This window comes from Micromonospora sp. HUAS YX12 (genome assembly GCF_040215685.1).
GTDB classification, from domain to species: Bacteria; Actinomycetota; Actinomycetes; order Mycobacteriales; family Micromonosporaceae; genus Micromonospora; species Micromonospora tulbaghiae.
Window position 1 is genome coordinate 5,200,711 of record NZ_CP157974.1, and the last position, 26,729, is coordinate 5,227,439.

Genomic DNA, 26,729 nt, shown 5'->3' on the forward strand with positions numbered 1-26,729 from the left:
GGTTCACCCGGCTGCGGGCATGAGGTGTCCACCCGGGACCGGGGGAAGGACGCGCGAAGGCGAGGCGGGCGGAACCGCCCGGGGGTCAGCGGCGAGGGGCGGGGGCGGTGGAGCCGCGTACCACCAGCTCGGGCTCGAACAGCAGCTCGTCGTGCAGCACGCCGGCGCCCTCGATCTGGGTCACCAGCAGGTCCACAGCGGCCTGGCCCATCGTCTCGATCGGCTGCCGGACCGTGGTCAGCGGCGGATCGGTGCAGGTCATGAACGCCGAGTCGTCGAAACCGACCACCGACACGTCGGCCGGTACGGCGCAGCCCAGGCGGCGGGCGGCCCGGATGGTGCCCAGCGCCAGCACGTCGCTGGCGCAGACGATCCCGGTCGCGCCGCGCTCGATCAGTTTCGTGGCCGCGACCCGCGCGCCCTCCATGGAGAAGCTGGACCGCTCCACCAGGGACCGGTCCTCACCCCAGCCGGCGGCCCGGACCATGGCGTCGAGCTTGCGGCGCGAGGGCACGTGGTCGGCCGGGCCGAGCACCATGCCGATCCGCTCGTGACCGAGGGAACGCAGGTGCCCGTACGCCTGCTCGACGGCGACCGCGTCGTCGGTGGACACCCGCGGGAAGCCCAGCTCCTCGACACCGGCGTTCACCAGCACCACCGGCAGGCCCCGGTCGGTCAGGCGCCGGTAGTGCTCGTGCGAGGCGTCGGCCAGGGCGTACGAGCCGCCGGCGAAGATGACACCGCTGACCTGGTGGTCGAGCAGCATCTCCACGTACCCGGACTCCGGCACGCCGCCGATGGTGCGGGCACACAGCGCCGGGGTGAAGCCGCGCTGCGCGAGCGAGCCGGTGACCACCTCGGCCAGTGCCGGGAAGATCGGGTTCTGCAACTCCGGCAGCACCAGGCCGACCAGGCGGGCGCGCTCACCGCGCAGCTTCGTCGGGCGCTCGTAACCGAGCACGTCGAGGGCGGTCAGCACGGCGGTCCGGGTCGCCTCGGACACGCCGCCGCGGCCGTTGAGCACCCGGCTCACGGTCGCCTCGCTGACACCCGCCTTGCGGGCCACCTCGGTCAGGCGCTTCGTCACGGCGGCAATCGTACGTCGGATTCTTGCAAGAAATGAACAGCCGGAGCGGTCAGTTCTTGCCGTCGGAGCGGGCAGCCGGTCCGAAAGATGCGAGCAGATTGATGCTTGAAAGGCAACAGAGCATCGGAATAACATGAGGAACCTTGTCGATGGCCTGCGCCGCCGAGGCCACCCGTCCCCCGAGAAAGTGGGTGCTCCGATGTCGCGGAGCGTGCCGAGGATCCTCGCGGCGCTGGTCGTCGCCGCCGCCCTGCTCGTACCACCCGGCGCCGCCACCGCGGCTCCGCCGCGCGGACCGGCTCCCGTGGTGACCCGCGCCGGGCTCGACCCCGCGCTCGTCGCCGGGCGCGGCGCCGCAGTGGACTACGTCGAGCAGGAGGCGGAACACGGCCGGACCACCGGCACCGTGATCGGGCCGGACCGGTCCGCGTACACACTGGCCGGCGAGGCGTCCGGCCGCCGCGCCGTGCGCCTGCTGCCCGGCCAGTACGTCGAACTGACACTCCCCCGGCCCACGAACGCGCTCACCGTCCGCTACAGCATCCCGGACGCGCCGGGCGGCGGCGGGATCACCGCGCCGCTGCGGGTCTCCGTCGGGCGCGCGCCCGCCCGCACCATGACGCTGACCTCGCAGTACGCCTGGCTCTACAACCAGTACCCGTTCACCAACGACCCCGGTGCCGACCTGCTGCACCCGGACTGGTGGATCACCGAGTGCTCCTGCGTCCCGGCCGCCACCACGCCCGCGCCGGTGATCAGCAAGCCGTTCCGGCCGCACCACTTCTACGACGAGCAGCGGCTGCTGCTCGGCCGTACCCACCGGGCCGGCGAGGTGGTCCGGCTGACCGCTCCGCGCGGCACGGCCGCCGTGTGGACGGTGATCGACCTGCTGGACGCCCACCTGGTCGCGCCGCCCCGGACGGTCCCCCGCGCGGTGAACGCGCTGTCCTTCGGCGCCGACCCGACCGGCCGCCGGGAGTCCGCCGGCGCGTTCGACCGCGCGATCGCGTACGCCCGCCGGGTGGACCGCCCGCTCTACCTGCCGCCGGGCGTCTACCAGGTGAACCGGCACGTCGTCGTCGACGACGTGACGATCGCCGGCGCCGGCAGCTGGTACACGATCGTGCGGGGACGCGAGGTCGCCCTGGACACGCCCGCGCCCGACGGCTCCCGCCACACGGGCGTCGGCTTCTACGGCCGCGACGCCGCCGACGGCGGCAGCAGCGGCGTGCACCTGTCCGGCTTCGCGATCGAGGGCGACGTGCGGGAGCGGATCGACACCGACCAGGTCAACGCCATCGGCGGGGCGCTCAGCCACAGCACGATCGACGGCCTCTACCTGCACCACACGAAGGTCGGCATGTGGTTCGACGGGCCGATGACCGGCCTGCGGGTGACGAACACGGTGATCGCCGACCAGATCGCGGACGGGCTGAACTTCCACACCGGCGTCACCCACTCGTCGGTGACGAACTCGATGGTCCGCAACAGCGGCGACGACGCGCTGGCGATGTGGTCGGAGGGCACGGCCAACGCGTCGAACACGTTCGCGTACAACACCGTGCAGTCACCGGTGCTCGCCAACGGCATCGCGCTGTACGGCGGCGCCGACCTGACCGTGGCGCACAACCTGATCGCCGACCCGGTACGCGAGGGCAGCGCGATCCAGGTGGGCTCCCGGTTCGGGGCCGAGCCGTTCACCGGCCGGCTGCGGATCACCGGCAACACCACGGTCCGGGCCGGCACGTACGACCTGAACTGGAACATCGGCCTCGGCGCGATCTGGTTCTACGCGCTGGACCGCAGCATCGACGCCGCGGACATCCAGGTCAGCGGTGACGCGTACCTGGACAGCACCTACAACGCGATCATGCTGGTCAGCGACTGGCCGGTGAAGGACAGCGTCCGCATCGACAACGTCCGCTTCCGCGACATCCGGGTCGACGGCACCGGGACCTCGGTGGTCAGCGCGCGTACGGCGGGCGGGGCGAGCTTCACGAACGTGGACGCCCGCAACGTGGGCGCGGTCGGCGTGAACAACTGCGGCTCGTTCCACTTCACCCCGGCGGGGTCGGAGTTCGGCCTGACCGACCTCGGCGGCAACGACGGCGGCTGGCTGGCGCCGTGGCTGCTGCCGAACACCATCACCTGCGACGACCGGCCGCCCGTGGTGCCGCCGCCCCCGCCCTCGCGCTGGTGACGCACGTGACCCCCGCCGGCCGGGCCGGCGGGGGTCACGGTACGGGTGGCTCAGGCCTCGGTGAGCTGGCCGCGCAGCTTGGTCAGGGCGCGGGCGAGCAGCCGGGACACGTGCATCTGGGAGACACCGACCCGGGCGGCGATCTCGCTCTGGGTCAGGTTGCCGTAGAAGCGCAGCGTGAGGATCTTCTGCTCCCGCTCGTCGAGCGTGGCGAGCGCCGGGCCCAGCGAGGCGCGCAGCTCGGCCAGCTCGTACTCGTTGTCCTCGGTGCCGAGCGTGTCGCCCAGCTCGGTGGCGCTGTCGCCGTCGCCGATCGGGGTGGACAGCGAGACCGCGTTGTACGCGCGGGCACCCTCCAGGCCCTCCAGCACCTCTTCCTCGGTGACGTCGAGGTGGGCGGCGATGTCGGCGACGGTCGGGGCCCGGTTGAGCGTCTGGGTCAGCGTGCTGTTGGCCTCGGAGATGCGCAGCCGCAGCTCCTGGAGGCGACGCGGAACCCGGATGTTCCAGGTGCGGTCGCGGAAGTGCCGCTTGATCTCGCCGAGGATCGTCGGGATGGCGAAGCCGGCGAAGTCGACGCCGCGCGAGGCGTCGAACCGGTCGACGGCCTTGATCAGGCCGAGCGCCGCGGTCTGAGCCAGGTCGCCGGCCGGCTCGCCGCGACCGCTGTAGCGGGCGGCCAGGTGGTTCGCCAGCGGCAGCCACGCCTCGATGACCTGGTTGCGCAGGGCGGCCCGCTGCGGGTGGTCGGCGGGCAGTGCGGCGAGCGCCGCGATCAGCTCACTGGCACGGCTCTCCTCACCGGTCTGCGGCGCGCGCTGCACCTCGGTCGCGGTCGGTGCCATGGTCATCGTGGTCATGCTGCCCTTCCTGTCCTCGGAGAACGGGTGGCCTCCCACACCGGTCGTGCCAGCCACACTAGACCAAAGGTCACCGCCAAATCAACCGAACGGACGATGGAGGTTTCGGCTCATATCCGGACACAGCAGCAAGGAAGGGTGTCAGCGAGGCAACAGCGGCCGGTAGTCGGCGGCGGTGAGCGGCAGCGCGGAGAGGCTTCCGTCCGCGCGTGGCACCTCCAGCGGCTGCCCGTCCCGGCGGAACGCCACGCTGTACACGTCGGGCCGCTGAGTGAGGCTGCACACGATCTGCCCGAAGGCGAGCACCTCGTCGTTGCGGCCGGTCTCCTCCCCGGCCTGGCGCACGTCGACAGTGGCCAGCGTGCCGGCCAGCGTCGCCCCGGCCACCGCCACAGTGCCCGGCAGCGCCGTGGCCAGCCCCTGACGGCGTTCGCCGCCGTCCGGCCCGGCCAGCAGGTGCTGGAGGTGCGAATCCACCCCGGGCAGCCCGTCCACCCGGCGCTTGACCACGACCAGCCCGTCGTCCCGGACGAAGCAGAACGGCTCGTCCACCCGCCCGTCCCCGTCGGCGGTCGAGGACACCGCCGGGGTCGGGAACGCGCCCGGCGGCGTCTGCACCAGGCGGGGCTCGTCGTCCACCGGCACCCCGCAGCCGGCCAGCAGCACGGCCGCGAGCAGGCCGGGCAGGAGCCGCCGGCGGCTCATCGCAGCGCTCCGGGCAGTTCGACCCGGAAGCGGGCGCCGGACTCGCGGTCCAGCACCGCCGCCGTACCGCCGTGCGCAGCGGCGTGCTGCGCGACCAGCGCGAGCCCGAGGCCGGTGCCGTCGGTGCCGGCCCGGTCGTGCGCCGCCCGCCCCCTGACGAACCGGTCGAAGATGATCTCCCGATCGCCGGGTGGCACGCCCGGACCGTCGTCGTCGACCTCCAGCACGCCCACCCCGTCGCGCCCGCCGAGGCGTATCGCGACCGGCCCGCCGCCGTACCGCTCGGCGTTCTCCAGCAGGTTCAGCAGCGTCTGGGCGAACCGGCGCCGGTCGACCCACCACAGGCGCGGGGCGTCCCCCTCCACCGTCACCAGGCTCTCCGGCAGCGACCGTTCCCGGCAGGTGGCCCGCGCCAGCTCCACCACGTCGACCGTCTCGCGGTGCGCCGGCTGCTCAGTGCGGGCCAGCTGGATCAGGTCGTCGACCAGGCGCTGGAACCGGGTCACCTCGTCGGCGACCAGGCCCGCCGCGGTCGCGGTGCGTTCGTCCTGGTGCTCGCGGCGGCGGTTGAGCACGCTCGCGGCGGCGGCCAGGGTCTGCAACGGCGAGCGCAGCTCGTGGCTCACGTCGGCGGCGAAGCGCCGGTCCCGCTCGATGCGGTGCACCAGCTTGTCGACCATCTCGTTGAACGAGCTGGACAGGCGGGTGAGGTCGGGATCGGTGGTCGGGTCGAGCCGGGTGGCGAAGTCGCCGGACGCGATCCGTTCCGCCGCGTCGGCGACCGCGGTGAGCGGCCGCAGGCTGTGCCGGGTGGCGTACCAGCCGAGCGCCGCACCCGCCCCGGCGACCATGATCGCCACGGCGATCAGCGCCAGGCCCACCACCTGGAACGTCTCCTCGACCTCCCGCAACGAGGTCAGCTCGTAGTAGCCGAGCGCGCCGGGCAGCGGCACGCCGACCAGCAGCACGGGCTGCCCGTCGAGCCGGATCCGCTGCACCGCGGGCTTGCCGTCGGCCACCATGCGCTGCAACTCCACCGGCACCGAGCTGGCGCCCACGTCGGCGGCACGGGCGTACCAGCCGTCGGGCAGGTGCAGCAGCGGGCGGCGGGCGCTGCCGGTGTCGAGCGAGCGCAGCACGGCCACCACGTCCGGGGTGCCGGTGTCCAGGCCGGAGCGGACCACGGCGGCGTCGTAGTAGGCGGCCCGGACCGCGGTGCGCTCCCGCTCGTCGAGCAGCGAGCGCCGGGTCAGGTCGTACGAGAAGAGGGCCATCAGCGCGGACAGCAGCAACGCCCCGACGGCGAACGCCGCGGTGACCCGGGCGCGCAGGCCGGGCCGGGTCATCGCTGGAGCTTGTAGCCGAGGCCGCGCAGGGTGACCAGGTGGCGCGGGTTGGCCGGGTCGGGTTCGATCTTCTGCCGCAGCCGGCCCACGTGCACGTCGACGAGCCGCTCGTCGCCGGTCTCGTAGCCCCAGACCCGGCTGAGCAGCTGCTGGCGCGACAGCACCCGGCCGGCGTGCTCGGCCAGCTCGCACAGCAGCCGGAACTCGGTGCGGGTGACCGGCACCGGCTGTCCCGAGCGCCGCACCTCGCCGGCCTCCGCGCTGATCTCCAGGTCACCGAAGAACTGGGCGGGCACGGACCCGGACACCGTGCGTACGCGCCGGCGCAGCGCCCGCAGCCGGGCGGACAGCTCCTTGATCGCCACCGGCTTCACCACGTAGTCGTCGGCGCCCGCCTCCAGCGCGGCGACGATGTCGTGGGTGTCGTCGCGGGCGCTGATCACCACGACCGGCACGTCGTCGTCCCGGCGCAGTTGACGGATGCAGTCGAACCCGTTCATGCCGGGCAGCATCAGGTCGACGAGCACGTAGTCCGCCGGCTTCTCCCGCTGCCGGCGCAGGCCGTCCTCGGCGGTCGGCGCGCCGTACGCCTCGTAGCCCTCCTCCTCCAGGGCGAGCTGCAGCGCGAGCCGGATGCGGTCGTCGTCCTCGATCACCAGTACGGCCGTCATATGGGCATCATGACCGGCGCGGCACGGGTCGCCCAATCGCGTGGGCCGTTCGTGGTTTTTGTCATCGAACCGTCATACAACCGTCCGGTGACCTCCAAGATCCCTGCGCAGAGTGGGGTCTGACCCGATCCCGTCACGGAAGCGACCCGATGCCCCCCAGCCTGCCGTCCCCGCCGGAGTCCGCGGTGCCGCACGTGCGCGTGGACATCACCGACGAGCTGGACCTCGCCGGGCTGCCCGAGGTCGCCCACGTGCTGGACCGCATCCTCGCGCTACGGCCCCGCGAGCTGACGATCGACCTCGCCGGGTGCCGGCATGTGGACGCCGCCGCCGTCGCGCTGCTGCTGGACGTGCACCGCCGGCTGGCGCGGCAGGGCGGCCTGCTCACGCTGAGCAATCCACATCCGCGGATCCGGCGCATCCTGGAGAATTCCGGGCTCGGTGCCGTGCCCGTCGTCGACACGCCCCGCCCGGCCGCGCGCGGCCGGGCCCGGGTCGCGTCCGCATCACGCTGAGGAGGAGTGGTGACCGGCAGCACGCTCGTCGGAGCGCTCGTGGTGGGTCTGGCCGTCGGGGGGCTGGGACGCCTCGTCCTGCCGGGGCGCAAGGCCGTCCCGGTGTGGCTGACACTCGCGCTCGGCGTGGCGTCCGCGCTGCTCGGCGCGATCGTGGTCGGGCTGGTGGACCACCGCACCGACGGATCGCCGGTGCTGCCGCTGATGGTGCAGACCGGCTTCGCCGCCGTGGCGGTCGTGCTGGCGGTGGTCGCCGCGGGCCGGCCGGAGGCGGAGGGGCGGACGCCGTCCGGCACGGGCGGCCGGCGGAAGGAGGAGGTGTGACTGTCGTACCCGCGGACCACCTCATGATGCTCATCTGCGACGGCTGCGGCGACAGCGTCACCGGCACGGGCGCCACGCTGCCCGACGCCGAGGTGGTGTGGACGCTCGTGTTCGAGCACGACTGGGTCGGCTCCCCGTTCGCGTCCGGACCGCACCACTGCCCCCGGTGCAGCACCCGGGCGGCCATCGCCGACGACGGCCTGGGCATCGAGGATCTGGAGCAGGTGGGCGGCGAGCCGGCCGCCCACGACGCCGACCCGGCCACGACGGTGCGCCGGGCGCTGGCCGAGCGCTCCCTCCGCGACGACACGGAACTGGTCGACCTGTCCGGCCTGGAGGTGATCGACTCCGCCGGGCTCAGCCTGCTGGTGCGCGCGCACCAGGACGCCCGGCGCGACGGCCGGCGGCTGTGCCTGGTGTCCCCGTCGCGGTTCGTGCTCACCGTGCTGCACACCATGCGGCTCGACGGCGTCTTCACAGTCGTCGACGGCCGCGTCCCGGCGCCGGGCCCCGAATCCCGGCAACCGGTCCTGACCGAACAGAAGGAGCCCTCCCCGTGGTGATGCCCTGGCCGTACCCCGAGTTCCCCTACACCGGCGGCGGACCGGAGCCCGACGACGCGGACACCCGGCTCGCGTCGCTGGTCGCGCAGCGGCTCAGCGCCGACTGGACCACCCGCCGGCAGCAGATCACCGTGACCGTGCAGAACCGGGTGGTCATCCTCGCCGGCCTGGTGGCCGACCCGCAGACGCGCCTGGTCGCCGCCGAGCTGGCGTGGGACGTGCCGGGCGTGTTCGACGTCTGCAACTCGCTGCGGCTCTACGGCGGGCGCCGCGGCGGCCGCTGAGCGGCGGCGGTTGCACGCATCGGCATCCACCTCTACGCTCGGCCGTGGGAGCGCTCCCCCAGGCCGCCGCGTCGGGCTTTCCGGGCAGGTTCACGACGGGCACCGTCCGATCACCACCCAGACGATGGGACCTTCCCGCATGTTCTCGATTCCCCGCCCGTCCCGGCGGCACCTGCTCGTCGGCGGCGCGGCCGGCGCGCTCGCCCTGGCGGCCACGGCCGTCCTGCCCTCGCCGGACGCGATGGCGGCGACCGGCTGCGCCGTCACCTACACCACCAACTCCTGGCCCGGCGGCTTCACCGCGACGGTGGCGGTGAGAAACCTCGGCGACCCGGTGAGCAACTGGACGCTGGGCTTCACCTTCCCCGACGGCGGCCAGCGCGTGGTGCAGGGCTGGTCGGCCACCTGGCAGCAGAGCGGCTCGGCGGTCACCGCGCGCAGCCTCGACTACAACGGCGCACTCGGCACCGGCGCGAGCACCACTGTCGGCTTCAACGGCTCGTGGACCGGGTCGAACCCGAACCCCACGTCGTTCACGCTCAACGGCACGGTCTGCACCGGCGGCACGAGCACCCCGCCGTCCAGCACGCCCCCGCCGAGCACCCCGCCCCCACCCACCACTCCCCCGCCCACCACGCCGCCGCCGGCCGGCACCACGCCGGTCGCGATCAACGGGCAGCTCCAGGTGTGCGGGGTCAACCTCTGCAACCAGTACGGGCGGCCGATCCAGCTGCGCGGCATGAGCACGCACGGATTGCAGTGGTTCGCCAACTGCTACACCGACGCGTCCCTGGACGTGCTCGCGAACGAGTGGCGGTCCGACCTGCTGCGCATCTCGATGTACGTGCAGGAGCAGGGTTACGAGACCAACCCGGCCGGCTTCACCAACCAGGTGAACACGCTCGTGGACAAGGCCGAGGCCCGGGGCATGTACGCGCTCATCGACTTCCACACGCTCACGCCCGGCGACCCGATGTACAACCTGGACCGGGCCAAGACGTTCTTCGCCAACGTGTCGGCGCGCAACGCCGCGAAGAAGAACGTGATCTACGAGATCACCAACGAACCCAACGGGGTGAGCTGGTCGACCATCCGCAACTACGCCGAGCAGGTCATCCCGGTGATCCGGGCCAACGACCCGGACGCGGTGGTCGTCGTCGGCACCCGGGGCTGGTCCTCGCTCGGCGTGTCGGAGGGCGGCAACTCCGACGAGATCGTGAACAACCCGGTGCGGGCGCAGAACATCATGTACACGTTCCACTTCTACGCCGCGTCGCACAAGGACAACTACCGCAACGAGGTGCAGCGGGCGGCGAGCCGGCTCCCGCTGTTCGTCACCGAGTTCGGCACCGTCACCTACACCGGCGACGGCGCTGTCGACACCGCCAGCAGCAACGCCTGGCTCGACCTGCTCGACCGGTTGAAGATCAGCTACGCGAACTGGACGCTCTCCGACGCCCCCGAGGGCTCGGCGGCGCTGCGGCCGGGCACCTGCGCGTCCGGCTCGTTCAGCGGGACGTCGGTGCTCACCGAGTCCGGCGCGTTCATGCGCGAGCGCATCCGCACCGCCGACAATTTCCCCACCTCCTGACCGGGCGGCCGGCGGCGGTCCTTTCCCCTTCGGGTCGCCGCCGGTCAGCCCTCCACCAGCCCGGCCCGGCGCCACAGCAGCCGGCCCGGCCCGGCGACCAGGCCCAGTTCGGTGAGGTGGTCGGCGATCCGCTGCGCGGACCAGCGCAGCGTGGCCCGCCAGTGCGGGTTGGCCCGCGCCGCGGCCCGGCCGGCCGCCGGGTCGATCCCGACCGCCGCGTACGCCCGCGGGTGCACCAGGCGCCGCGTGATCGAGTACGCGGCCCGGCCGATCACCAGCCGCGCGTACGCCAGGGCCACCGGCCCGGCGGCCTCGACCTGCCGGGCCAGCTCGTCGCGGGCGAAGCGCACGTGCCGGGCCTCCTCCACCACGTGGATGCGCGACACCATCCGGATCAGCGGCTGCAACGACTCGTCGGCCATGATCTCGCGCTGGAACGAGTCGAGGATCTCCTCGGCGATCAGGATGGCCGCGTACATCTGCGGACCGGTCGCTGTGGACTTGAGCCAGCGTCCGAGCAGGTGATCGAACGGCTCGGCGCGGTAGACCGGCGCGCCGGCGGCCTCGATGAGCCGGCCGAACATGATGGAGTGGCGGCACTCGTCGGCGACCTCGGTGAGCGCGTACTGGGCGTGCCGGCTGGTCGGGTCGGCGTCGTAGTAGTGCCGGATCAGCATCTGCATGAGGATCGTCTCGAACCAGATCCCGGCGCTGGCCGCGCTGACGACCTCGTGCTTGGTCAGCTCGACCCGCTGGTCCTCGGTCATGGCCTCCCACAGTGCAGTGCCGTAGAGGCTGCTGCGCGACGGCGGCAGCCAGTACGCGCCGGGCACCGGCGGCGCCGACCAGTCGATGTCGACCACCGGGTCGTAGCTGGTGCGTACCGAGGCGGAGAGCAGGCGATCGGCGACCGCCTCGCGCGGGAATCCTGCCGTCGTCCGCTCCATGACCCCTCCATATTGACGTAACTTCGAGTAACTGTTACGAGTGGTAGCATGCGATGGACCACCACCGATGTCAATGGCCCCGACGCTCCCCCGGAGCCGGCCGCACCCCGCCCCGGCGGGCGGCGCGACCGCTGGGCCGGCCACCGCGAACAGCGGCGGCAGGAACTGATCGCGGCCGCCATCCAGGCGCTGCTGCGACACGGCCCGAGCGTCGACATGGACCAGGTCGCCGCCACCGCCGGGGTCAGCAAGCCGGTGCTCTACCGCTACTTCGCCGACAAGGCGCAGCTCTGGCTGGCGGTCAGCGAGGTGGTCGCGGCGCGCGTGGTGGCCGCCATCGCGCCCGCGGTCGAGCAGGTACGCGAGGAGCGGGCGCTGGTCGAGGCGACGATCGACGCGTACCTGCGCGTGGTGGAGTACGAGCCGTCGCTCTACCGGTTCCTCGTGCACGAGTCCGGGCATCCCGGCATCCAGCAGGTCGTCACGGGCACCAGCCGGCAGGTCGCGACCGGGCTGGCCCGGGTCATCGGCGACCGGCTGCGCGCGCTCGGCCTCGACGCCGGCCCGGCCGAGCCGTGGGCGTACGGGCTGGTCGGGTTCGTGCAGGCGGTCGGCGACTGGTGGACCACGCACGGGCAGCCGATCCACCGGGCCGCGCTCACCGAATACCTCACCACGCTGCTGTGGAGCGGCATCGAGGGGGTGCGCCGGGGCGCCGACCTGCCGCCGGAGCTGACCCGCGCGCACGAACGGATCGACAGGTGACCTGGCAGGGCACGGCCGAGATCGCCGGCACCACGGTGCGGCTGCACGCCGGCGGCCGGTTCGAGCCGGTCGACGGCCGCTACCACTGGGCCGGGCGGATCGAGCCGGAACCGCGCCTGGCGCGGCTGCTGCGCTCCGGCCGCCGCGACGTGGAGGTCCGGATCGGCGAACGGGTCGCCCGGGCCCGGCTGGCCGAGGTGGACCCGTGGGGCGGCGTCCGGATCACCGGCGTCGGCACGCCGCCCTGGCCGCCGGACGACGAGTGATCCGGCCCGTACCGTGAGGGGATGACGACGACCGCCACCGTGCTGCTGGTCTTCGGCCGCGGGGTGGTGGCCGGCGACGACGGCTACCGGCTCACCGCGGAGAGCGTGGCGCGCACCGAGGCCGCGGTGGCCTACGTCCGCGCCCACGCCGAGGCGTTCCGCCGGACGCCCGGCGCCCGGGTGGTGTTCACCGGCGGCTGGCCGCACGGGCTGCTCGGCGCGGCGGAGTTCACCGCGCAGCGCCCGCTCGGGCTGGTCTCCCACCCGTGGCACCTGCCCCGCGTCCGGCTGCTCGCCGCGCGCGTGCTCGGGCTGTCCGGCCCGGCGCTGGCCGACGTGCCGGTGACCGCGCCCGACCCGGTGCCCGTCCGGCGCGAGCGGGCCGCCCGTGCGTTCAGCCGCATCGGCTTCCTCGGTGTGCGTACCCCGGAGGCGTCGCTGCGCCGCGAGCGCGCGCTGACCCGCGCCGCCGACCGGATCGGACGCCTCACGCCCCGCCGGTGATTCGCCGGAGCGGGCGCGGGGTACGACGGTCCTCGACCGACCCGGCGGGCCGTGCCGGCGGGCGAGTCCACCCGGGAGGTTCCGTGATCGTGCTCGTGCCGGTGTACCGGCCCGGTGACCGGCTGCCGCCGCTGGTCGGCGACCTGCGGGCCGCGCTGCCCGGCGCGGACGTGCTCGTCGTCGACGACGGCAGCGGCCCGGCCGCCGCCGGGGTCCTGGACGCGGCCCGCGCCCGGGGCGCGACCGTGCTGCGCCGCCGGGTCAACCGGGGCAAGGGCGTGGTGCTGCGCACCGGCTTCCGGTACGCCTCGGCGCACCACCCGGGACGCGACGTGGTCTGTGTGGACGCCGACGGCCAGCACGGCGTGCCCGACGTGTGCCGCGTGGCGGACCGGATGCGCGCCACCGGAGCGCCGGCGCTCGGCGTCCGCGCGTTCGACGGTGAGGTCCCGGCGCGCAGCCGGTTCGGCAACGCGGCGACCCGGGTGGCGTTCCGGCTGGCGACCGGCCGGGACGTGCGCGACACCCAGACCGGGCTGCGCGCCTACCCGGCCGCGCTGCTCGGCTGGCTCACCACGATCCCGGGTGATCGCTTCGAGTACGAGATGACGGTGCTGCTGCGGCTGGTACGTGCCGGGCTGCCGGTCGAGCAGGTGGACATCGCCACCCGCTACCACGGCGACAACTCGGGTTCGCACTTCTCGGCGCTCGCCGACTCGGTACGGATCTACCGGCCGCTGGCCGCCTCCGCGCTCGCCCGCCTGGCCGGGCGCGCCGAGGTGGACGACGTACCGGCCGCCGCCGTCACGACGCCGCGTCCCGCACCCGCGTCTCGAACTCCCTGAGCTGGTCGCGCGGCGACGACGGGCTCAGCCCTGCCGGGCCTTCTGCCGCCGGTCGGACTTGTTGAGGACGAACAGCTTGCCCCGGCGCCGGACCACTATCGAGTCGGCCTTGCGCTTGAGCGCGCGCAGGGAGCTTCGGACCTTCATATCCGCTCCTTCGGTTCCCGCCGGTGTCCGTCCGGCACGGGTACCCGCCGCCGGTGTGGTCATGCCCGGCCGCGCCCGCCCCGGTCCGGGACGGGCGCGGCCGGGATGCCGCCACGACCCCGCTCAGGAGGTCGTGCAGGCGCTGCCGTTGAGCGTGAACGAGGCGGGCCTGCCGGTGTTGCCGGTGTGGGTGGCCTGGAAGCCGATGTCCACCGAGCCACCCGGCGGGATCGACGCGTTGTAGGACACGTTGCGGGCGGTCACCGCGCCGCTGGACGGGCTGTACGTGGCGTTCCAGCCCCCGGTGATCGTCTGACCGCCCGGCAGCGTGAACGCGAGGTTCCAGCCGTTGATCACCGTGGTGGACGTGTTGGTGATGGTCACCGCGGCGGTCAGGCCGTTGTTCCAGGCGTTCACCACGTACCCGACCCGGCAGGCCCCGGACGGCGGCGGCGTGGTCGGCGGCGCCGTGGTGGGGGGCGGGGTGGTCGGCGGAGGCGTCGTGGGCGGCGTCGTGGTGGGCGGCGTCGTGGTGGGCGGAGCGGTGGTCGGCGGCGGCGTGGTGGAGTCCAGGCCGAAGAAGCGGATGGCCTGGGCCGCGTCCACCGGCAGGTTGTGCGTGACGCCCTGCATGCTGATCGCCTCGACGGTCGCGGTGCCGCCGGTGCCGCCGTAGCGGGTGCGGGTGTAGCCGGCCTGCGGACTGTCCGTGTACGCGGGCGTCTGGCCCAGCCCGTTCACGTTCGTCCACTGGTCGATCTGCTCGCCGAAGTTCGGATAGCGCAGCGTCTCGTCGTTGGTGCCGTGCCAGATCTGCATCCGCGGGCGCGGGCCGGTGTAGCCCGGGTAGGCGTTGCGCACCAGGTCACCCCACTGCTGCGGGGTCCTCAGCACCTGGCCGTTGGCGCACTCGCTGTTCCACTCCGAGCCGTTGGTGGTGGCGAAGCAGCCGAACGGCACCCCGGCGAAGGCGGCACCGGCGCGGAACACGTCCGGGTAGTCGCCGAGCAGCACGTTCGTCATCATCGCGCCGGACGAGGTGCCGGTGGTGAAGATCCGCTGCGAGTCGACCGGGTAGCGCTGCCGCACGTAGTCCACCATCGACTTGATGCCCACCGGGTCGCTGCCGCCGTCGCGGCGCAGCGCCTGCGGCGAGGAGACGTCGAAGCACTTGCTGCTGCGGGTCACCGACGGGTAGACCACGATGTAGCCGTACCGGTCGGCGAGCGCCGCGAACTGGGTGCCGGAGTACATGGCCGGGCCGCTGCCGGTGCAGTAGTGGTTCACCACGAGCAGCCCGGGACGGGCCGCGACGGTGTCCGGGACGTACAGGTACATGCGCAGGTTGCTCGGATTGGCGCCGAAGTTCGTCACCTCGGTCAGCGCGGCGGCCGAGGCCGGCCCGGGGACGGCGAGCGCCGCCCCGGCGGCGAGCCCGGCGGCGGCCAGCGCCGCGCCGAGCAGCCGGAGTCTGCTCCTTCTGGACAGCATGCGTTCTCCTCGGATGGTGGGAACGCCGCGTGTCGCGGCGTTCTCGCCGGCGAGGCGCCTGCGACGGGCGGCCCGGACCCTCGGAGACGAGATAGACGGTCGCGGATCGATGCGACTCGAATCGGAGTCTAGGCCCCGACCGGCGGGCCGACAACCGCCGCGGCCACGCGGCGGGCACGGCCGGGGTGGGTGAGCACGTCCACGCTGTCCACGTACTGGTCCACCGCGCCCACCGGCGGCCGGTCGCGCAGATCCGGGTCGGTGATCGCGGCGCGCAGCGTCTCGACGAACCGGCAGGCGTGCAGCACCAGGAGCGGCCGGTCGTGGAACGGCCGGGCGGCCGGGTCCACCGGCGGCGCCGCCGCGGCGTCGTTGGTCCAGCCGGCGACCGTCTCCAGCGCCCGGACCAGGCCGGGCTCCCGCGCCGTCCAGTCGCCCGGACCGAGCGCGGCGGCGAGCCCGTCCACCACCGGCGCCGCGTCCGGCAGCGTCGCGAACACCGTGCCGAGCCATTTCGCGTACGGGGGCCAGCGCCGGTGCAGCAGCAGCCCGAGGCGCATCAGATCCCGGGCCAGTCCGGCGATCACGACCCGGCTGCCCAGCTCGTCACCGACCTCGGCGCACCGGCCGGCCAGGTGCTCGGCCTGCGCGACCCGCTGCCACCCGGAGGCGAGCACGTACCGCCACACGTCGTCCGGATACCAGGCGAGCCGGGCGCGGACGCCGGTGAGCGCGCCGTCGAGCCCGTCGTGGAACACCGCTCCCCCGGTCAGCTCGGCCAGCCGCTGCGTCGGCGTCGCCAGCCAGTCCGCCGCCGTCATCCCGGCGCGCGGGTCGGCGCCGAGCCGCTCCCGCAGCCATCCGCCCAGCTCGTCCACGCGCACGCCGTGCCGTTCGCCGTCGGCGCGGACCGTGCCGAGCCGCGCCTCCGGCCCGCCCGCGTACCGGGTCGGCCAGCCGAGGAACCGCGCCGGCAACTCCGCGTCCAGCACCGCCCGTACCGGCGCCACGTCGCGCGCGTCCGCCACGAAGAGCTGGGTACGCGGGCCCCAGTCGTGGTCGGTGGAGCGGGGCGAGTCGAGGCCGAGCAGCTCGGAACCGCCGTCGAGCAGACCGGCGGAGTACGGCAGGCCGGGCAGCCGCCGCGCCAGCAGCGGACCCACCACCTCGTCGTGGAACCGGCGGGCCAGGGTCAGGCCGGGTACGAAGCTCACCCCGCCAGTCTGCGCATCCGACGCCCTCCGCGCGCCCGGGTTTCCGGCCCGGCGGTCGCCTCCCCCACCTCGTCACAGGGCTGTGGAAGGCTTGCCGACGTGGCACACCGACAGCCGATCCTTCTGATCGACTCCCCCAGCCTCTACTTCCGCGCCTACTTCGGCATCCCCGAGTCGGCCGCGAAGACCGGCGACGGCCAGCCGGTCAACGCCGTGCGCGGCTTCCTCGACATGCTCGCCCAGCTCGTGCGCACCCGCCGGCCCGACCGCATGATCTGCGCGCTCGACCACGACTGGCGGCCGGCGTGGCGGGTCGAGCTGCTGCCGTCGTACAAGGCGCACCGGGTCGCGCCCGAGGGCGGCGAGGTCGTGCCGGACACGCTGTCCCCGCAGGTGCCGATGATCCTGGAGGTGCTGGAGGCACTCGGCATCCCGGCCGTGGGCGCCACCGGCTACGAGGCCGACGACGTGCTCGGCACGCTCTCGGTGACCCAGCCGGGCCCGGTCGAGGTGGTCTCCGGAGACCGTGACCTGTTCCAGCTCGTCGACGACGCCCGCCCGGTACGCCTGCTCTACGTCGGCCGGGGCGTGGCCAAGCTGGACGACTGCGACGACGCGGCGGTCCGCACCCGCTACGGCGTACCGGCCGACCGGTACGCCGACTTCGCGGCGCTGCGCGGCGACCCCAGCGACGGGTTGCCCGGCGTGGCCGGCGTCGGCGAGAAGACCGCCGCCCGGCTGATCGACCGCTACGGCGGGCTGGACGGCATCCTGGCCGCGCTCGACGATCCCCGATCCGGTTTCGCGCCGGGGCTGCGGGCGAAGCTCGACGCCGCCCGCGACTACCTGGCCGTGGCGCCGAAGGTGGTCCGGGTCGCCACCGACGTGCCGCTGCCCGAGCTGGACCCGGCACTGCCGACGTCGCCCGCCGACCCGGACCGGCTGCTGGAGCTGGCGCAGCGCTGGAACCTGGCCGGCTCGTGCCGCCGCCTGGTCGACGCGCTGGCCGGCGGCCGATCGTGATCAGTTGATCACGACTGGCGGTCGGTGCTCCGGCGGGACGGGAACTGTGCGCCGGGCTGCGCCAGCGTCGACCGGGCCCGCAGGCCGACCGGGTCCGGCGCGGGTTCGGCGGCCGCGGCCTGCGGCCCCTCGTCGAGCCGCGCGCTGACGTACGCGGCCCCGGCCCGGTCGTCGTCCGAGGGCGCGGCGAGCAACGCGTAGACGAGCCCGACCACGCCGAAGACCACCGCCAGCACGATCGGCACCAGCAGTCCGCTCACCTCGGTGCCGGAGACCGGGCCGCTGCTGTCGTGCAGGTGCACCGACAGCGCGCTCATGCCGGTGAAGTGCATGCCGTTGACCGCGATGCCCATGACCAGCGCCGACGCGGCGATGGCGAGCGCCCGCCGGACGGTCATCGCCAGCCAGAGCGCCACGGTGGCGGCCACGATCGCGATGACCACCGACAGGATCACCCGCAGCGGGTCGTAGCCGAGCGAGCCGTCCAGGCGCATGGCGGCCATGCCGGTGTAGTGCATGGCGGCCACCCCGGCGCCGGTGAAGAACCCGCCCGCGAGCAGCCGGGGCGCGGCCAGCCGCCCGGTGCCCACGATCGCCAGGCCGATGCCGACCGACGCCACCGCGATCACCGTGCTGGCGGCCGTCAGCGGCACGTCGTAGCGGATCCGGGTGCCGCCGACGGCGAACCCGAGCATCGCCATGAAGTGCATGGCCCAGATGGCCGTGCCGCCGAGCGCCCAGGCGGCGAGCAGGCCCCACCAGGCGCGCTGGCCGGCGCTGGTGGCGGTCCGGATCCGCCCGGCGCAGACCAGCCCGAGCGCCGAGCCGAGCACCGACAACGCGTAGCTGAGCGCGGGTGTGATCCATCCGTACTCGAAGTGATTGATCTCGCCCACGACGCCCTTCCCTCACCATCGGCCGAGCGCGACCCACGGCGCCCGGGGCAATGATGGGATAGCCCCTGACCAGGGCGCGCATCGACCCCCCGACAATTCGCGGGGTGGTAGCGCCGTGACGCAGCGGTGCGTCGGTTTCCGGCGCTCGATGACCGAAAGTGACCGTTAGGCGGAGGCGTGGTAGGCCAGCACGCCCCGGTTGACCGCCGCGATGGCCTGCCGGGCGGTGCCGCGCAGCTCGGCCGAGGCGCCGCCCGAGTCGGCGATCTGCCCGAGCAGGTCGACCACCTGGCGCGCCCAGCGGACGAAGTCGCCGGCCGGCATCTCCCCGTCGATCTGGTGGCCGCTGGCCAGCACCTTCGCCAGCGCCTCGCCGCGCGCCCACCGGTAGATCGGCCAGGCGAAGCCGAGATCGGGCTCCCGGGTGACGGCCAGGCCGCGTGCCGCCTCGTCCGCCTCGATGTCGCCCCACAGCTTGAGCGTCTCGTCGACCGCGTCGGCCACCGCGCCGCGCGGCAGCGACGCCCGCTCGTCGACGTCCCGCCGGGCCTCGAAGACCACCACCGACACGGCGGCGGCCAGCTCGGCCGGGGACAGGCCGTCCCACACCCGGCGGCGCAGGCACTCTGCCACCAGCAGGTCGGCCTCGGTCCAGATCCGGGCCAGCATCCGCCCGGCGTCGGTGACCTCGCCGTCGGCGGCCAGGTAGCCGCGCGCCGTCAGCAACGCGACGATCCGGTCGAAGGTACGGGCCAGCGAGCCGGTCCGCCCGGACACCCGCTGACGCAGCTCCTCGGTGTCGCGTTCCAGCCGGCGCCGCCGCTCCGCCCAGCGGGCGTGCTCCTCCCGGTCCGGGCAGGCGTGGCACGGGTGGGCGCGCAGCTCGACGCGGAGCTGGCTGAGCCGGTGGTCCTCCCCCACCGCCTGACGGGACCGGCCGCCCCGCCGGCCGCCGTGCCGGTCCAGGCCGGTGCCGCTGACCGCGGCGGCGAGATCCCGCCGGGCCGCGGGCGAGCGGTGGTTGAAGTGCTTCGGCACCCGGATGCGGGTGAGCACCTCGGCCGGGGTGGTGAAGTCGCCAGGGGTGACCCGCCCGGCCCAGCGGTCCTGGGTGAGGACCAGCGGCCGGGGCTCGCCGAACCCGCCGGTGGCCGGGTCCAGCACCACTGCGAGGCCGGCCCGCCGACCGGACGGCACCCGGATCACGTCACCGACCCGCAGCCGCTCCAGCGAGGCGACGGCCGCCGCCTTGCGCTGGGTCTGCCCCTGCCGGGCGATGGCGCGTTCCCGGTCGGCGATGGCCACCCGCAGCGCGAAGTACTCGTCGAAGTCGCCGTGGTGGCAGGCGGCCTCCGCACCGTACGCCTCGATGGTCTCGGTGTTGCGCTGCACCTGCCGGGCCAGGCCGACCACCGACCGGTCGGCCTGGAACTGCGCGAACGAGGACTCCAGCAGCTCCCGGGCCGGCGCCGCGCCGACGCTGCCGACCAGGTTGACGGCCATGTTGTACGACGGCCGGAAGCTGGAACGCAGCGGGTAGGTGCGGGTGGAGGCGAGCCCGGCGACGTGCCGGGGGTCGGTCTCCGGCGACCAGACGACGACCGCGTGGCCCTCCACGTCGATGCCCCGGCGGCCGGCCCGGCCGGTGAGCTGGGTGTACTCGCCGGGGGTGAGGTCGACGTGGGCCTCGCCGTTGAACTTGACCAGCCGTTCCAGCACCACGCAGCGGGCCGGCATGTTGATGCCCAGCGCGAGCGTCTCGGTGGCGAAGACGGCCTTGACCAGCCCGCGGACGAACAGCTCCTCGACGACCTCCTTGAACGCGGGGAGCATGCCGGCGTGGTGGGCGGCCAGGCCGCGTTCCAGCCCGTCGAGCCACTCCCAGTAGCCGAGCACCGACAGATCCTCGCCCGGGATGGCGGTCACCCGGGACTCCACCACCCGGCGGATCTCGGCGCGTTCCTCCGGGGAGGTCAGGCGCAGCCCGGCGGCGAGGCACTGCTGCACGGCGGCGTCGCAGCCGGCCCGGCTGAAGATGAACAGGATCGCCGGGAGCAGCCCTTCCCGGTCGAGCCGGTCGACGATGTCCGGGCGCATCGGGCCGCGCCAGCGCGGGCCGCGCCGCCCGCCGCCGGGACCGGCGCTGCGGCCCTCGCCCAGCTCCAGCCGGCGCATCGTGTCCCGGGTGTAGCGCAGCAGCTCGGGGTGCACGTCGTGCTTGCGCGCCGCGTCGGCGTCGTGGAACAGGTCGAACATCCGCTTGCCGACGAGCATGTGCTGCCACAGCGGCACCGGGCGGTGCTCGGAGACCACCACCGCGGTCTCGCCGCGCACGGTGACCAGCCAGTCGGCGAACTCCTCGGCGTTGGAGACGGTGGCCGACAGCGACACGAGCGTGACCGACTCGGGCAGGTGGATGATCACCTCTTCCCAGACCCCGCCGCGGAACCGGTCGGCCAGGTAGTGGACCTCGTCCATCACCACGTACGCCAGGCCCTCCAGCGTGGCCGAGCCGGCGTAGAGCATGTTGCGCAGCACCTCGGTGGTCATCACCACCACCGGCGCGTCGCCGTTGATCGCGTTGTCGCCGGTGAGCAGGCCGACCTGCTCGGCGCCGTAGCGGTCCACCAGGTCGTGGTACTTCTGGTTGGACAGCGCCTTGATCGGCGTCGTGTAGAAGCACTTGCGCCGGGTCACCGGCGCGTCGCCGCCGGGCCGGCCGCGCAGCGCCAGGTGCACCGCGAACTCGCCCACCACGGTCTTGCCGGCGCCGGTGGGCGCGCAGACCAGCACGCCGCCGCCCCGCTCCAGCGCCTCGCACGCCTCGCGCTGGAAGTCGTCGAGATCGAACCCGAGATCCAGGGAGAATTCGTCCAGGGCCGGGAAGGCGGAGGCCTGCGCGGCCCGGCGGCGCGCCGCGGCGTACCGCTCGGCGGGGCTCGACATGGTTCCAAGATTAATCGGTACGGCCGAGGAGTACCGGTTAAGGCCATCCGGCAGGACGGTCGGAGCGGTCGGTAGGGTGCACGACGTGCCGGACCGTACCGAACTGCCCCACGCCCCGAGCAGCGCCGACGACGCCGTCCGCCCGGGCCCGTCCCGCCGGCCGGTGGAGGCGGTGCTCTTCGACTTCCACGGCACCCTCGCCCAGGTGGAGGAACCGCTGGCCTGGGTACTGGCCGCCGCGTCCGCCTGCGGCGTCGAGCTGGACCGGATCCGGGCCACCTCGCTGGCCGACCGGCTGCTCACCGCCGGGCGTGCCGGCGGCCCGCTGCCGGCGCGGGTGCCGCCCCGGCTGGCCGAAGTGTGGGCCGACCGTGACCTCTACCCGCACGCGCACCGGGGCGCGTACACCGGGCTGGCCGAGACCGTGGACACCGGCATCGACGGGTTCGCCGACGCGCTCTACGAGCGGGTGCTGGTGCCCGAGGGCTGGGTGCCGTACCCGGACACCACGCCGGTGCTGGGTGCGCTGCGCTCCGCCGGGGTCAAGGTGGCGGTGGTCAGCAACATCGGCTTCGACCTGCGGCCGCTGTTCGCCGCCTGGAATCTCGACGCGCTCGTCGACGCGTACGCGCTGTCGTACGAGGTGGGGCGCTGCAAGCCGGACCCGGGCATCTTCCTGCGGGCCTGCGGGATGCTCGGCGTCGACCCGGAGCGCACGCTCATGGTGGGCGACACACCGGCCGACGCGGGCGCGGTGGCGGCCGGGTGCGGGGTGCTGGTGCTGCCCTGCGCCGACGCCGGCCGCCCGAACGGGCTCGGCGCGGTGCTGGACCTGGCCGGGGCCGGCTGAGCGCTCGGCCCCCAGCGGCGCGAACGCGTCCCGGCGCACCGGCTACCGTCAGGGGCATGACCGGTGCCCACCCCTTGCCGCCGCGTACGCCGGGACGGCTCGGCGGGGTCGCGCTGGTGCTCGGCGGGGCGCTGTCGGTGCAGTTCGGCTCCGCGCTCGCCGCGCTGCTGTTCCCGCGTACCGGGGTGGCCGGGGCGGTGACGCTGCGGCTGACCATCGGCGCGCTGCTGATGCTCGTGTTCTGCCGCCCGCGGGTACGCGGGTACGGGCGCCGCGACTGGGCGGCGGTGCTGGCGTTCGGGCTGGCCCTGGCCGGCATGAACTCGATCTTCTACCAGGCGATCGAGCGGATCCCGCTCGGCCCGGCCGTCACGCTGGAGGTGCTCGGCCCGCTGGCGCTGTCCGTGATCGCCGCGCGCCGGGTCGCCGCCTGGTGCTGGGCCGCGCTGGCGCTGGCCGGGGTGGTCCTGCTCGGTCAGGGCGGGTTCGACCGGCTCGACCCGGCCGGCGCCGCGCTGGCGCTGACGGCGGGCGCCATGTGGGCCGCGTACATCGTCTGCTCGGCGCGGACCGGCGCACGGTTCCCCGGCGCCGACGGGCTGGCCCTCGCCCTGACCGTCGCCGCGCTGCTCACCCTGCCGTTCGGGCTGGCCGACGCGGGCGGCCGCCTGGCCGATCCGGTGGTGCTGGGGCTCGGTACCGGGCTGGCGCTGCTCGCCTCGGTGCTGCCGTACAGCCTGGAACTGGCCGCGCTGCGGCGGCTGCCGACCGCGACGTTCGCGGTGATGATGAGTCTCGGTCCGGCGATCGCCGCGGTGGCCGGCTGGCTGGTGCTCGGGCAGGCGCTGCGCCCGGTCGAGGTGCTCGCCATCGCGCTCGTGGTCGCCGCGAGCGCCGGCGCGGTCCGCGCCGCCGCCCCGCCCGCCGCACCTGCGCCTTCCGCACCGCCGGCCGTTCCCGACCCGCCGGGTGTCGCGGAACCGGCGGCGGTCAGCGCAGCAGCCGCAGCGCCGCCGGCACGGCGGTGACGGTCACCGGCAGGTCGAAGGCGCGCTCCCCGTCGGCGTACGTGGTGATGCCCTCGGCGGACAGCTCCACCGTCCGCGCCCGGTAGACGCGCGCCAGCGGGTGCGTGACGTGGGTGCCCCGGTAGATCTGCGGCTTGACCCGCATCAGCGTGCGCCGGTCGAAGCGCCCGCCGACCACCACGTCCAGCAGGCCGTCGTGCGGGTCGGCGTCCGGGCAGATCCGCATGCCGCCGCCGTAGCTGGCCGTGTTGCCCACGGCGACCAGCACCGCGTCCACCTCCTGCGCCACCCCGTCGAGGACCAGCCGGTAGCGGCGTGGCCGCAGCCGGGCCAGCTCCACCACTATCGCCAGGTCGTACCGGCGGGGGCCGCGCGGCCAGCGCATCCGGTTGGCGCGTTCGTTGACGATCGCGTCGAAGCCGGCCGCGAGCACCGCGCCGAACCAGCGGTCCGCCTCCCCGGGCCGGGACAGCCGCGCCAGGTCGACCGGGCGGGCGCGGCCGGCGGCGAGCGCCGCGGTGATCACCTCGGCGGCGGCCGTCGGGTCGGCCGGGAAGCCGGTCTCCACCGCGAAGTCGTTGCCGGTGCCCGCCGGGACCGGCCCGAACGGCACGGCCGTGCCGGCGACCGCCTGCATCGCCCGGTGCACGGTGCCGTCGCCGCCCACCGCGACGAGCGCCCCGGCGCCGCCGGCCACCGCGGCGTGGCACGCCGCCTCCGCCTCCTCGGGGGTACGCGCGCGCAGCAGCTCGACCGGGCGGCCCGCTCCGGCGAGGCGCTCCAGGATCCCGGGCAGCAGACCGCGGTGCCGCCCCCGGCCTGCGGTCGGGTTGGCGAGCACGGCGACGGGGCCGGGCGGGACATGATCGTGCGCGGTCACGGCGAGCACCGTACGGCACGGCTCACGCCGCCTGCCAGAGGCGGGTCACGCAGCGAGCATCCGGCGCACGCCGACGGCGCCCGGCAGGGGTGCCGGGCGCCGTGGCGGGGTGGTTCAGGGCAGCTCGATCGGACGCAGCACCCGGTCCACCGCGTGCGCGATCTGCTTGTTGCCCTTGTTGATGTCGTACCGCACCACCTTCGCGTTGCGGTCGCTGGTGTCGGCGTCGACCAGGCGCACCTCGCGGCCGTACCAGCAGCGCTTCACGTCCACCTCGACGGTGGCGCCGAGCGCGGTGGTCAGGTCCGCGCCGTCGGCCTTGAGCGCCGCCTTCCGGTCGATCGTCGCGCCGGGCACGACGTGGTAGAGCAGGACGTCCTCCACGGTGTCCACGCCCAGGCCGGCGACCGCGTCGAACGCGGCCTTCTCACCGGGCAGCTTTTTCGCGGCGGTGATGTCCCGCACCAGCTCGCGGAACGCGTAGTCGTTCGGCACGAACGCGGTCAGCGCGACGGTGCCGTCGGTGAGCACCTTCACCGGCGAGTCCGGCTTGGCCTGCAACACCGTCAGCACCGCCTTCGTGAGGACGTCGAAGTCCCGCGAGTTGCGGTCGAAGCCGCTCTTGTCGGCGGTGAGCACGGCGGCCAGCGACCGCGTACCCGGCTGCTTGGCACCGGCCTGGGCGGGCACGGCGACGGCGGTGGTGGCCACCGCCGCGGCGGTGGCGCCCACCGCCAGCCGGGCGGCGAGACGAGCGATGTTCATCGGGGAGCCTTTCGTCGAAGCGACCAGGTCCGTGACTGTCGTCACGACCATTGCTTCGCCCGGACCGTCCCCGGTGGATGCACCCGGATCGACCGGCTTCCGATCGGGGCCTATCGGACCACGAGCGGCTTGCTCACCGACGGCACGCCGTCGCCCTTGACCTTCAGCGACCAGTCCCCCGCCGCGCCCAGCGTCACCACCGTCTCGGCGGTGCCGTTGGCCTCGGCCTTCATCTCGGCGACCCGCTTGCCCTCGGGGTTGAGCACGTACAGCGTCCGGGCCCCGGCGGTCTTGTTCGTCACCTTGAACGCGAGCTTCTCCCCCGGCTCGGCGATCAGGGCGTCCACGCCGCTCATCGCGTCGTCGGTCAGCTCGATCGTCACCGACCGGTCGTAGGCCACCTCGGCCGCGGCGCTGGCGAGGTTGCCGTCGTCGGAGACGGTGATCCGGGTCCGCACACCGTCGCCCTGCCGGCCGGGTTTGCAGGCCACCTCGTACGTGCCGGTCTGCAGGGAGGCGCGCAGGTCGCCGGTGCGGCCCGCCGGCACGTCCGCGACCTCGGCGATCACCTTGGTGAAGGCGTCGCCCTCCCGGCCGTAGACGTAGACCCCGGTGGCCTGCTGACCCCGGTTGGTCACGGTGAAGGTGACGGTGCCCGGGGTGAACAGCGTGGTGGTGACCTCGCAGCTGGTGTCGGTGGCGGTCACCGGCACCTGCTGGCCTTTCGGCGCGGGCTCGTCGTCACCGCAGGCGGTGAGCGCGGTGGCCGCGCAGAGGACGGTCAGGACGGCGGCGGTACGGCTCTTCATCGGGTTCTCCGGAGCGCAGGTCAGACGGGCTGACCGGAACGGGGCGCCGACGCACCCCGGCACACCGCCCGGGGGGCTCGGCGGAGTCAGCAGAGTCTAAGCGCGTACGGCGCCACGGCAAGGCCCGAGGGCGACCCGATGTGCCCGCGCACCGGGCGATCCGCAGGACCGGCATGATGGCGGCATGCGGCTGGTCTCCCTGCTCCCCTCCGCCACCGAGATCGTGTACGCGCTGGGTCTCGGCGACGATCTGGTCGGCGTCACGTTCGAGTGCGAGGTGCCCCCGTCCTACCGGGCGGGCACCACTGTGGTCGTCGGCGGCCGGGACACCCGCGGCATGAGTCCCGGCGACATCGACGCCTACGTCAAGGCGCAGGTCGCGGCCGGGGCCGACCTCTACACGCTGCACGCCGGGGCACTGGCCGGGCTGGACCCGGACCTGATCCTCACCCAGGACCTGTGCCGGGTCTGCGCGCTGCCCTCGGGCCGGGTCGCCGACGCCGTGGACCACCTCGGGTGCCGGGCCGACGTGCTGTCGCTGGACCCGTACACCCTGGACGACGTGCTGGAGTCGATCCGCGCGGTGGGCGCGGCGGCCCGGGTGCCCGACCGTGCCGAGGCCCTTGTCGACGGCCTGCGCGCCCGGCTCGCGGCGGTCGGCGCGGCGGTGGCCGGCCGGCCCCGGCCACGGGTCGCGGTGGTCGAATGGGTGGACCCGCCGTTCGGCGCCGGGCACTGGATCCCGGACCTGGTCGACGTCGCCGGCGGCGAGCCGGTCGCCACCCATCGCGGCGCCCGGTCCACGCCGACCACCTGGGACGCTCTGCGGGCCGCCCGTCCCGAGGTGGTGCTGGTCGCGCCGTGCGGGTTCCGCCTCGACGGCGCGGCCGAGCAGGCCGCCACGGTGGCCGGGCACTTCCCGGACGCGCAGGTGTGGGCGCTGGACGCGGACGGGCTGATCGTGCGCGCCGGCCCGCGCCTGGTCGACGGCGCCGAGACGATAGCCGCGATCCTGCACCCCGACGCCGTCCCCCCACCACACCCCGAAGCAGCCCGCCGCCAAACCTGACCCACCCCGGCCCCGGCCCCGGCCCCCGGCCCCCGGCGATCTGTGCACTTTCGGCCCGGGCAAAGTGCGGATATCGGGCATTCGAGGGGCGCCAAGTCCAAGATCGGCGCGGGGCAGGGCGTCGGCGTCCTCGGAGGG

The 26,729-nt window shown here is 74.3% G+C and carries 28 protein-coding genes; 14 read left to right on the top strand and 14 right to left on the bottom strand.

The genetic code is table 11. From position 1 onward, the window contains the following. Positions 1–85 precede the first annotated feature (85 nt). The gene (locus tag ABIH81_RS24755) at positions 86–1,087 is read right to left on the bottom strand and encodes a LacI family DNA-binding transcriptional regulator (protein WP_013286147.1); all 1,002 of its coding nucleotides are present in this window, start codon (positions 1,085–1,087) and stop codon (positions 86–88) included. A 199-nt stretch (positions 1,088–1,286) separates the two neighbouring features. Between ABIH81_RS24755 and ABIH81_RS24760 the strand changes: the two genes are divergently transcribed. Beyond that, positions 1,287–3,287: a glycosyl hydrolase family 28-related protein gene (locus ABIH81_RS24760; protein ID WP_349877280.1), complete on the top strand. Its 2,001-nt coding sequence runs from the start codon at positions 1,287–1,289 to the stop codon at positions 3,285–3,287. Positions 3,288–3,337: 50 nt separating this feature from the next. On the opposite strand, the gene ABIH81_RS24765 is transcribed toward ABIH81_RS24760, so the two are convergent. The 4 genes from ABIH81_RS24765 to ABIH81_RS24780 form a co-directional block, all read right to left on the bottom strand. Further along, positions 3,338–4,147 carry a SigB/SigF/SigG family RNA polymerase sigma factor gene (locus ABIH81_RS24765; protein WP_349877281.1) on the bottom strand — a complete coding sequence of 270 codons (810 nt, stop codon included), beginning with the start codon at positions 4,145–4,147 and terminating at the stop codon, positions 3,338–3,340. Positions 4,148–4,288: 141 nt separating this feature from the next. Beyond that, positions 4,289–4,852: a GerMN domain-containing protein gene (locus ABIH81_RS24770; protein WP_349877282.1), complete on the bottom strand. Its 564-nt coding sequence runs from the start codon at positions 4,850–4,852 to the stop codon at positions 4,289–4,291. Further along, positions 4,849–6,198: a HAMP domain-containing sensor histidine kinase gene (locus ABIH81_RS24775; protein WP_349877283.1), complete on the bottom strand. Its 1,350-nt coding sequence runs from the start codon at positions 6,196–6,198 to the stop codon at positions 4,849–4,851. The genes ABIH81_RS24770 and ABIH81_RS24775 overlap by 4 nt, the downstream gene beginning before the upstream one ends. Further along, a complete protein-coding gene (locus tag ABIH81_RS24780; protein WP_349877284.1) occupies positions 6,195–6,869 on the bottom strand; it encodes a response regulator transcription factor in 675 nt (224 codons plus the stop codon). Before ABIH81_RS24780 ends, ABIH81_RS24775 begins: the two co-directional genes overlap by 4 nt. Before the next feature lie 149 nt (positions 6,870–7,018). On the opposite strand from ABIH81_RS24780, the gene ABIH81_RS24785 reads away from it, so the two are divergent. The 5 genes from ABIH81_RS24785 to ABIH81_RS24805 all read left to right on the top strand — a co-directional run bounded on the left by ABIH81_RS24785 (position 7,019) and on the right by ABIH81_RS24805 (position 10,146). Beyond that, positions 7,019–7,384 carry an STAS domain-containing protein gene (locus tag ABIH81_RS24785; RefSeq protein WP_349877285.1) on the top strand — a complete coding sequence of 122 codons (366 nt, stop codon included), beginning with the start codon at positions 7,019–7,021 and terminating at the stop codon, positions 7,382–7,384. Positions 7,385–7,393: 9 nt separating this feature from the next. After that, positions 7,394–7,708, top strand: a complete 315-nt coding sequence (locus tag ABIH81_RS24790; protein WP_349877286.1) for a hypothetical protein — start codon at positions 7,394–7,396, stop codon at positions 7,706–7,708. Then, positions 7,705–8,271, top strand: a complete 567-nt coding sequence (locus ABIH81_RS24795) for an STAS domain-containing protein (RefSeq protein WP_349877287.1) — start codon at positions 7,705–7,707, stop codon at positions 8,269–8,271. Before ABIH81_RS24790 ends, ABIH81_RS24795 begins: the two co-directional genes overlap by 4 nt. Continuing rightward, entirely contained in the window at positions 8,271–8,555 is a 285-nt protein-coding gene (locus ABIH81_RS24800) for a BON domain-containing protein (RefSeq protein ID WP_349881190.1), read from the top strand. The genes ABIH81_RS24795 and ABIH81_RS24800 overlap by 1 nt, the downstream gene beginning before the upstream one ends. 139 nt (positions 8,556–8,694) lie before the next feature. Next, positions 8,695–10,146 carry a cellulase family glycosylhydrolase gene (locus tag ABIH81_RS24805; RefSeq protein WP_349877288.1) on the top strand — a complete coding sequence of 484 codons (1,452 nt, stop codon included), beginning with the start codon at positions 8,695–8,697 and terminating at the stop codon, positions 10,144–10,146. A gap of 44 nt (positions 10,147–10,190) precedes the next feature. On the opposite strand, the gene ABIH81_RS24810 is transcribed toward ABIH81_RS24805, so the two are convergent. After that, complete coding sequence (locus ABIH81_RS24810) at positions 10,191–11,093, bottom strand: diiron oxygenase (protein WP_349877289.1); 903 nt, start codon at positions 11,091–11,093, stop codon at positions 10,191–10,193. Positions 11,094–11,141: 48 nt separating this feature from the next. Between ABIH81_RS24810 and ABIH81_RS24815 the strand changes: the two genes are divergently transcribed. From ABIH81_RS24815 to ABIH81_RS24830, 4 genes are all read left to right on the top strand, one after another. Continuing rightward, on the top strand, positions 11,142–11,858 hold the full coding sequence (locus ABIH81_RS24815; RefSeq protein ID WP_349877291.1) for a TetR/AcrR family transcriptional regulator: 717 nt from the start codon (positions 11,142–11,144) through the stop codon (positions 11,856–11,858). After that, on the top strand, positions 11,855–12,124 hold the full coding sequence (locus ABIH81_RS24820) for a DUF4873 domain-containing protein (protein WP_349877292.1): 270 nt from the start codon (positions 11,855–11,857) through the stop codon (positions 12,122–12,124). Before ABIH81_RS24815 ends, ABIH81_RS24820 begins: the two co-directional genes overlap by 4 nt. Positions 12,125–12,145: 21 nt before the next feature. After that, complete coding sequence (locus tag ABIH81_RS24825) at positions 12,146–12,628, top strand: YdcF family protein (protein ID WP_349877294.1); 483 nt, start codon at positions 12,146–12,148, stop codon at positions 12,626–12,628. Between the two features lie 83 nt (positions 12,629–12,711). Further along, positions 12,712–13,473 carry a glycosyltransferase family 2 protein gene (locus tag ABIH81_RS24830; RefSeq protein ID WP_349877295.1) on the top strand — a complete coding sequence of 254 codons (762 nt, stop codon included), beginning with the start codon at positions 12,712–12,714 and terminating at the stop codon, positions 13,471–13,473. 24 nt (positions 13,474–13,497) lie between these two features. Here ABIH81_RS24830 and ABIH81_RS24835 read toward each other — a convergent pair whose 3' ends face one another. The 3 genes from ABIH81_RS24835 to ABIH81_RS24845 form a co-directional block, all read right to left on the bottom strand. Next, positions 13,498–13,620: a ribosomal protein bL36 gene (locus ABIH81_RS24835; protein ID WP_043324353.1), complete on the bottom strand. Its 123-nt coding sequence runs from the start codon at positions 13,618–13,620 to the stop codon at positions 13,498–13,500. A gap of 123 nt (positions 13,621–13,743) precedes the next feature. Further along, positions 13,744–15,111 (bottom strand): PHB depolymerase family esterase, encoded by a 1,368-nt coding sequence (locus tag ABIH81_RS24840; protein ID WP_349877296.1) that lies wholly within the window; start codon positions 15,109–15,111, stop codon positions 13,744–13,746. A 128-nt stretch (positions 15,112–15,239) separates the two neighbouring features. Further along, a complete protein-coding gene (locus tag ABIH81_RS24845) occupies positions 15,240–16,325 on the bottom strand; it encodes a DUF4037 domain-containing protein (protein ID WP_349877297.1) in 1,086 nt (361 codons plus the stop codon). 99 nt (positions 16,326–16,424) lie between these two features. On the opposite strand from ABIH81_RS24845, the gene ABIH81_RS24850 reads away from it, so the two are divergent. Further along, positions 16,425–17,348, top strand: a complete 924-nt coding sequence (locus tag ABIH81_RS24850) for a 5'-3' exonuclease (RefSeq protein WP_349877298.1) — start codon at positions 16,425–16,427, stop codon at positions 17,346–17,348. An 8-nt stretch (positions 17,349–17,356) separates the two neighbouring features. On the opposite strand, the gene ABIH81_RS24855 is transcribed toward ABIH81_RS24850, so the two are convergent. Next, positions 17,357–18,244: an MHYT domain-containing protein gene (locus tag ABIH81_RS24855; protein ID WP_349877299.1), complete on the bottom strand. Its 888-nt coding sequence runs from the start codon at positions 18,242–18,244 to the stop codon at positions 17,357–17,359. A gap of 165 nt (positions 18,245–18,409) precedes the next feature. Beyond that, the gene (locus tag ABIH81_RS24860; RefSeq protein ID WP_349877300.1) at positions 18,410–21,190 is read right to left on the bottom strand and encodes a DEAD/DEAH box helicase; all 2,781 of its coding nucleotides are present in this window, start codon (positions 21,188–21,190) and stop codon (positions 18,410–18,412) included. A 103-nt stretch (positions 21,191–21,293) separates the two neighbouring features. Here ABIH81_RS24860 and ABIH81_RS24865 point away from each other — a divergent pair, with 103 nt between their 5' ends. Then, entirely contained in the window at positions 21,294–22,040 is a 747-nt protein-coding gene (locus ABIH81_RS24865; RefSeq protein ID WP_349881191.1) for an HAD-IA family hydrolase, read from the top strand. Positions 22,041–22,096: 56 nt separating this feature from the next. Continuing rightward, a complete protein-coding gene (locus ABIH81_RS24870; protein ID WP_349877301.1) occupies positions 22,097–23,068 on the top strand; it encodes an EamA family transporter in 972 nt (323 codons plus the stop codon). Here the strand turns inward: ABIH81_RS24870 and ABIH81_RS24875 are convergent. The 3 genes from ABIH81_RS24875 to ABIH81_RS24885 all read right to left on the bottom strand — a co-directional run bounded on the left by ABIH81_RS24875 (position 23,031) and on the right by ABIH81_RS24885 (position 25,522). Next, a complete protein-coding gene (locus ABIH81_RS24875) occupies positions 23,031–23,957 on the bottom strand; it encodes a diacylglycerol kinase (RefSeq protein WP_349877302.1) in 927 nt (308 codons plus the stop codon). The two genes, ABIH81_RS24870 and ABIH81_RS24875, sit on opposite strands and share 38 nt — an antisense overlap. 105 nt (positions 23,958–24,062) lie before the next feature. Beyond that, positions 24,063–24,713 (bottom strand): fasciclin domain-containing protein, encoded by a 651-nt coding sequence (locus ABIH81_RS24880; protein WP_349877303.1) that lies wholly within the window; start codon positions 24,711–24,713, stop codon positions 24,063–24,065. A 110-nt stretch (positions 24,714–24,823) separates the two neighbouring features. Next, complete coding sequence (locus tag ABIH81_RS24885) at positions 24,824–25,522, bottom strand: hypothetical protein (protein WP_349877305.1); 699 nt, start codon at positions 25,520–25,522, stop codon at positions 24,824–24,826. Positions 25,523–25,706: 184 nt separating this feature from the next. Here ABIH81_RS24885 and ABIH81_RS24890 point away from each other — a divergent pair, with 184 nt between their 5' ends. Continuing rightward, a complete protein-coding gene (locus tag ABIH81_RS24890) occupies positions 25,707–26,591 on the top strand; it encodes an ABC transporter substrate-binding protein (RefSeq protein WP_349877306.1) in 885 nt (294 codons plus the stop codon). Positions 26,592–26,729 lie beyond the last annotated feature (138 nt).

Excerpts from the sequence above, each read along its gene's own strand:
- ABIH81_RS24760 (WP_349877280.1), top strand. The coding sequence starts at position 1,287 with ATGTCGCGGAGCGTGCCGAGGATCCTCGCGGCGCTGGTCGTCGCCGCC.
- ABIH81_RS24765 (WP_349877281.1), bottom strand. The coding sequence starts at position 4,147 with ATGACCACGATGACCATGGCACCGACCGCGACCGAGGTGCAGCGCGCG.
- ABIH81_RS24770 (WP_349877282.1), bottom strand. The coding sequence starts at position 4,852 with ATGAGCCGCCGGCGGCTCCTGCCCGGCCTGCTCGCGGCCGTGCTGCTG.
- ABIH81_RS24775 (WP_349877283.1), bottom strand. The coding sequence starts at position 6,198 with ATGACCCGGCCCGGCCTGCGCGCCCGGGTCACCGCGGCGTTCGCCGTC.
- ABIH81_RS24780 (WP_349877284.1), bottom strand. The coding sequence starts at position 6,869 with ATGACGGCCGTACTGGTGATCGAGGACGACGACCGCATCCGGCTCGCG.
- ABIH81_RS24785 (WP_349877285.1), top strand. The coding sequence starts at position 7,019 with ATGCCCCCCAGCCTGCCGTCCCCGCCGGAGTCCGCGGTGCCGCACGTG.
- ABIH81_RS24800 (WP_349881190.1), top strand. The coding sequence starts at position 8,271 with ATGCCCTGGCCGTACCCCGAGTTCCCCTACACCGGCGGCGGACCGGAG.
- ABIH81_RS24805 (WP_349877288.1), top strand. The coding sequence starts at position 8,695 with ATGTTCTCGATTCCCCGCCCGTCCCGGCGGCACCTGCTCGTCGGCGGC.
- ABIH81_RS24810 (WP_349877289.1), bottom strand. The coding sequence starts at position 11,093 with ATGGAGCGGACGACGGCAGGATTCCCGCGCGAGGCGGTCGCCGATCGC.
- ABIH81_RS24815 (WP_349877291.1), top strand. The coding sequence starts at position 11,142 with ATGCGATGGACCACCACCGATGTCAATGGCCCCGACGCTCCCCCGGAG.
- ABIH81_RS24825 (WP_349877294.1), top strand. The coding sequence starts at position 12,146 with ATGACGACGACCGCCACCGTGCTGCTGGTCTTCGGCCGCGGGGTGGTG.
- ABIH81_RS24835 (WP_043324353.1), bottom strand. The coding sequence starts at position 13,620 with ATGAAGGTCCGAAGCTCCCTGCGCGCGCTCAAGCGCAAGGCCGACTCG.
- ABIH81_RS24840 (WP_349877296.1), bottom strand. The coding sequence starts at position 15,111 with ATGCTGTCCAGAAGGAGCAGACTCCGGCTGCTCGGCGCGGCGCTGGCC.
- ABIH81_RS24860 (WP_349877300.1), bottom strand. The coding sequence starts at position 21,190 with ATGTCGAGCCCCGCCGAGCGGTACGCCGCGGCGCGCCGCCGGGCCGCG.
- ABIH81_RS24870 (WP_349877301.1), top strand. The coding sequence starts at position 22,097 with ATGACCGGTGCCCACCCCTTGCCGCCGCGTACGCCGGGACGGCTCGGC.
- ABIH81_RS24880 (WP_349877303.1), bottom strand. The coding sequence starts at position 24,713 with ATGAACATCGCTCGTCTCGCCGCCCGGCTGGCGGTGGGCGCCACCGCC.
- ABIH81_RS24885 (WP_349877305.1), bottom strand. The coding sequence starts at position 25,522 with ATGAAGAGCCGTACCGCCGCCGTCCTGACCGTCCTCTGCGCGGCCACC.
- ABIH81_RS24890 (WP_349877306.1), top strand. The coding sequence starts at position 25,707 with ATGCGGCTGGTCTCCCTGCTCCCCTCCGCCACCGAGATCGTGTACGCG.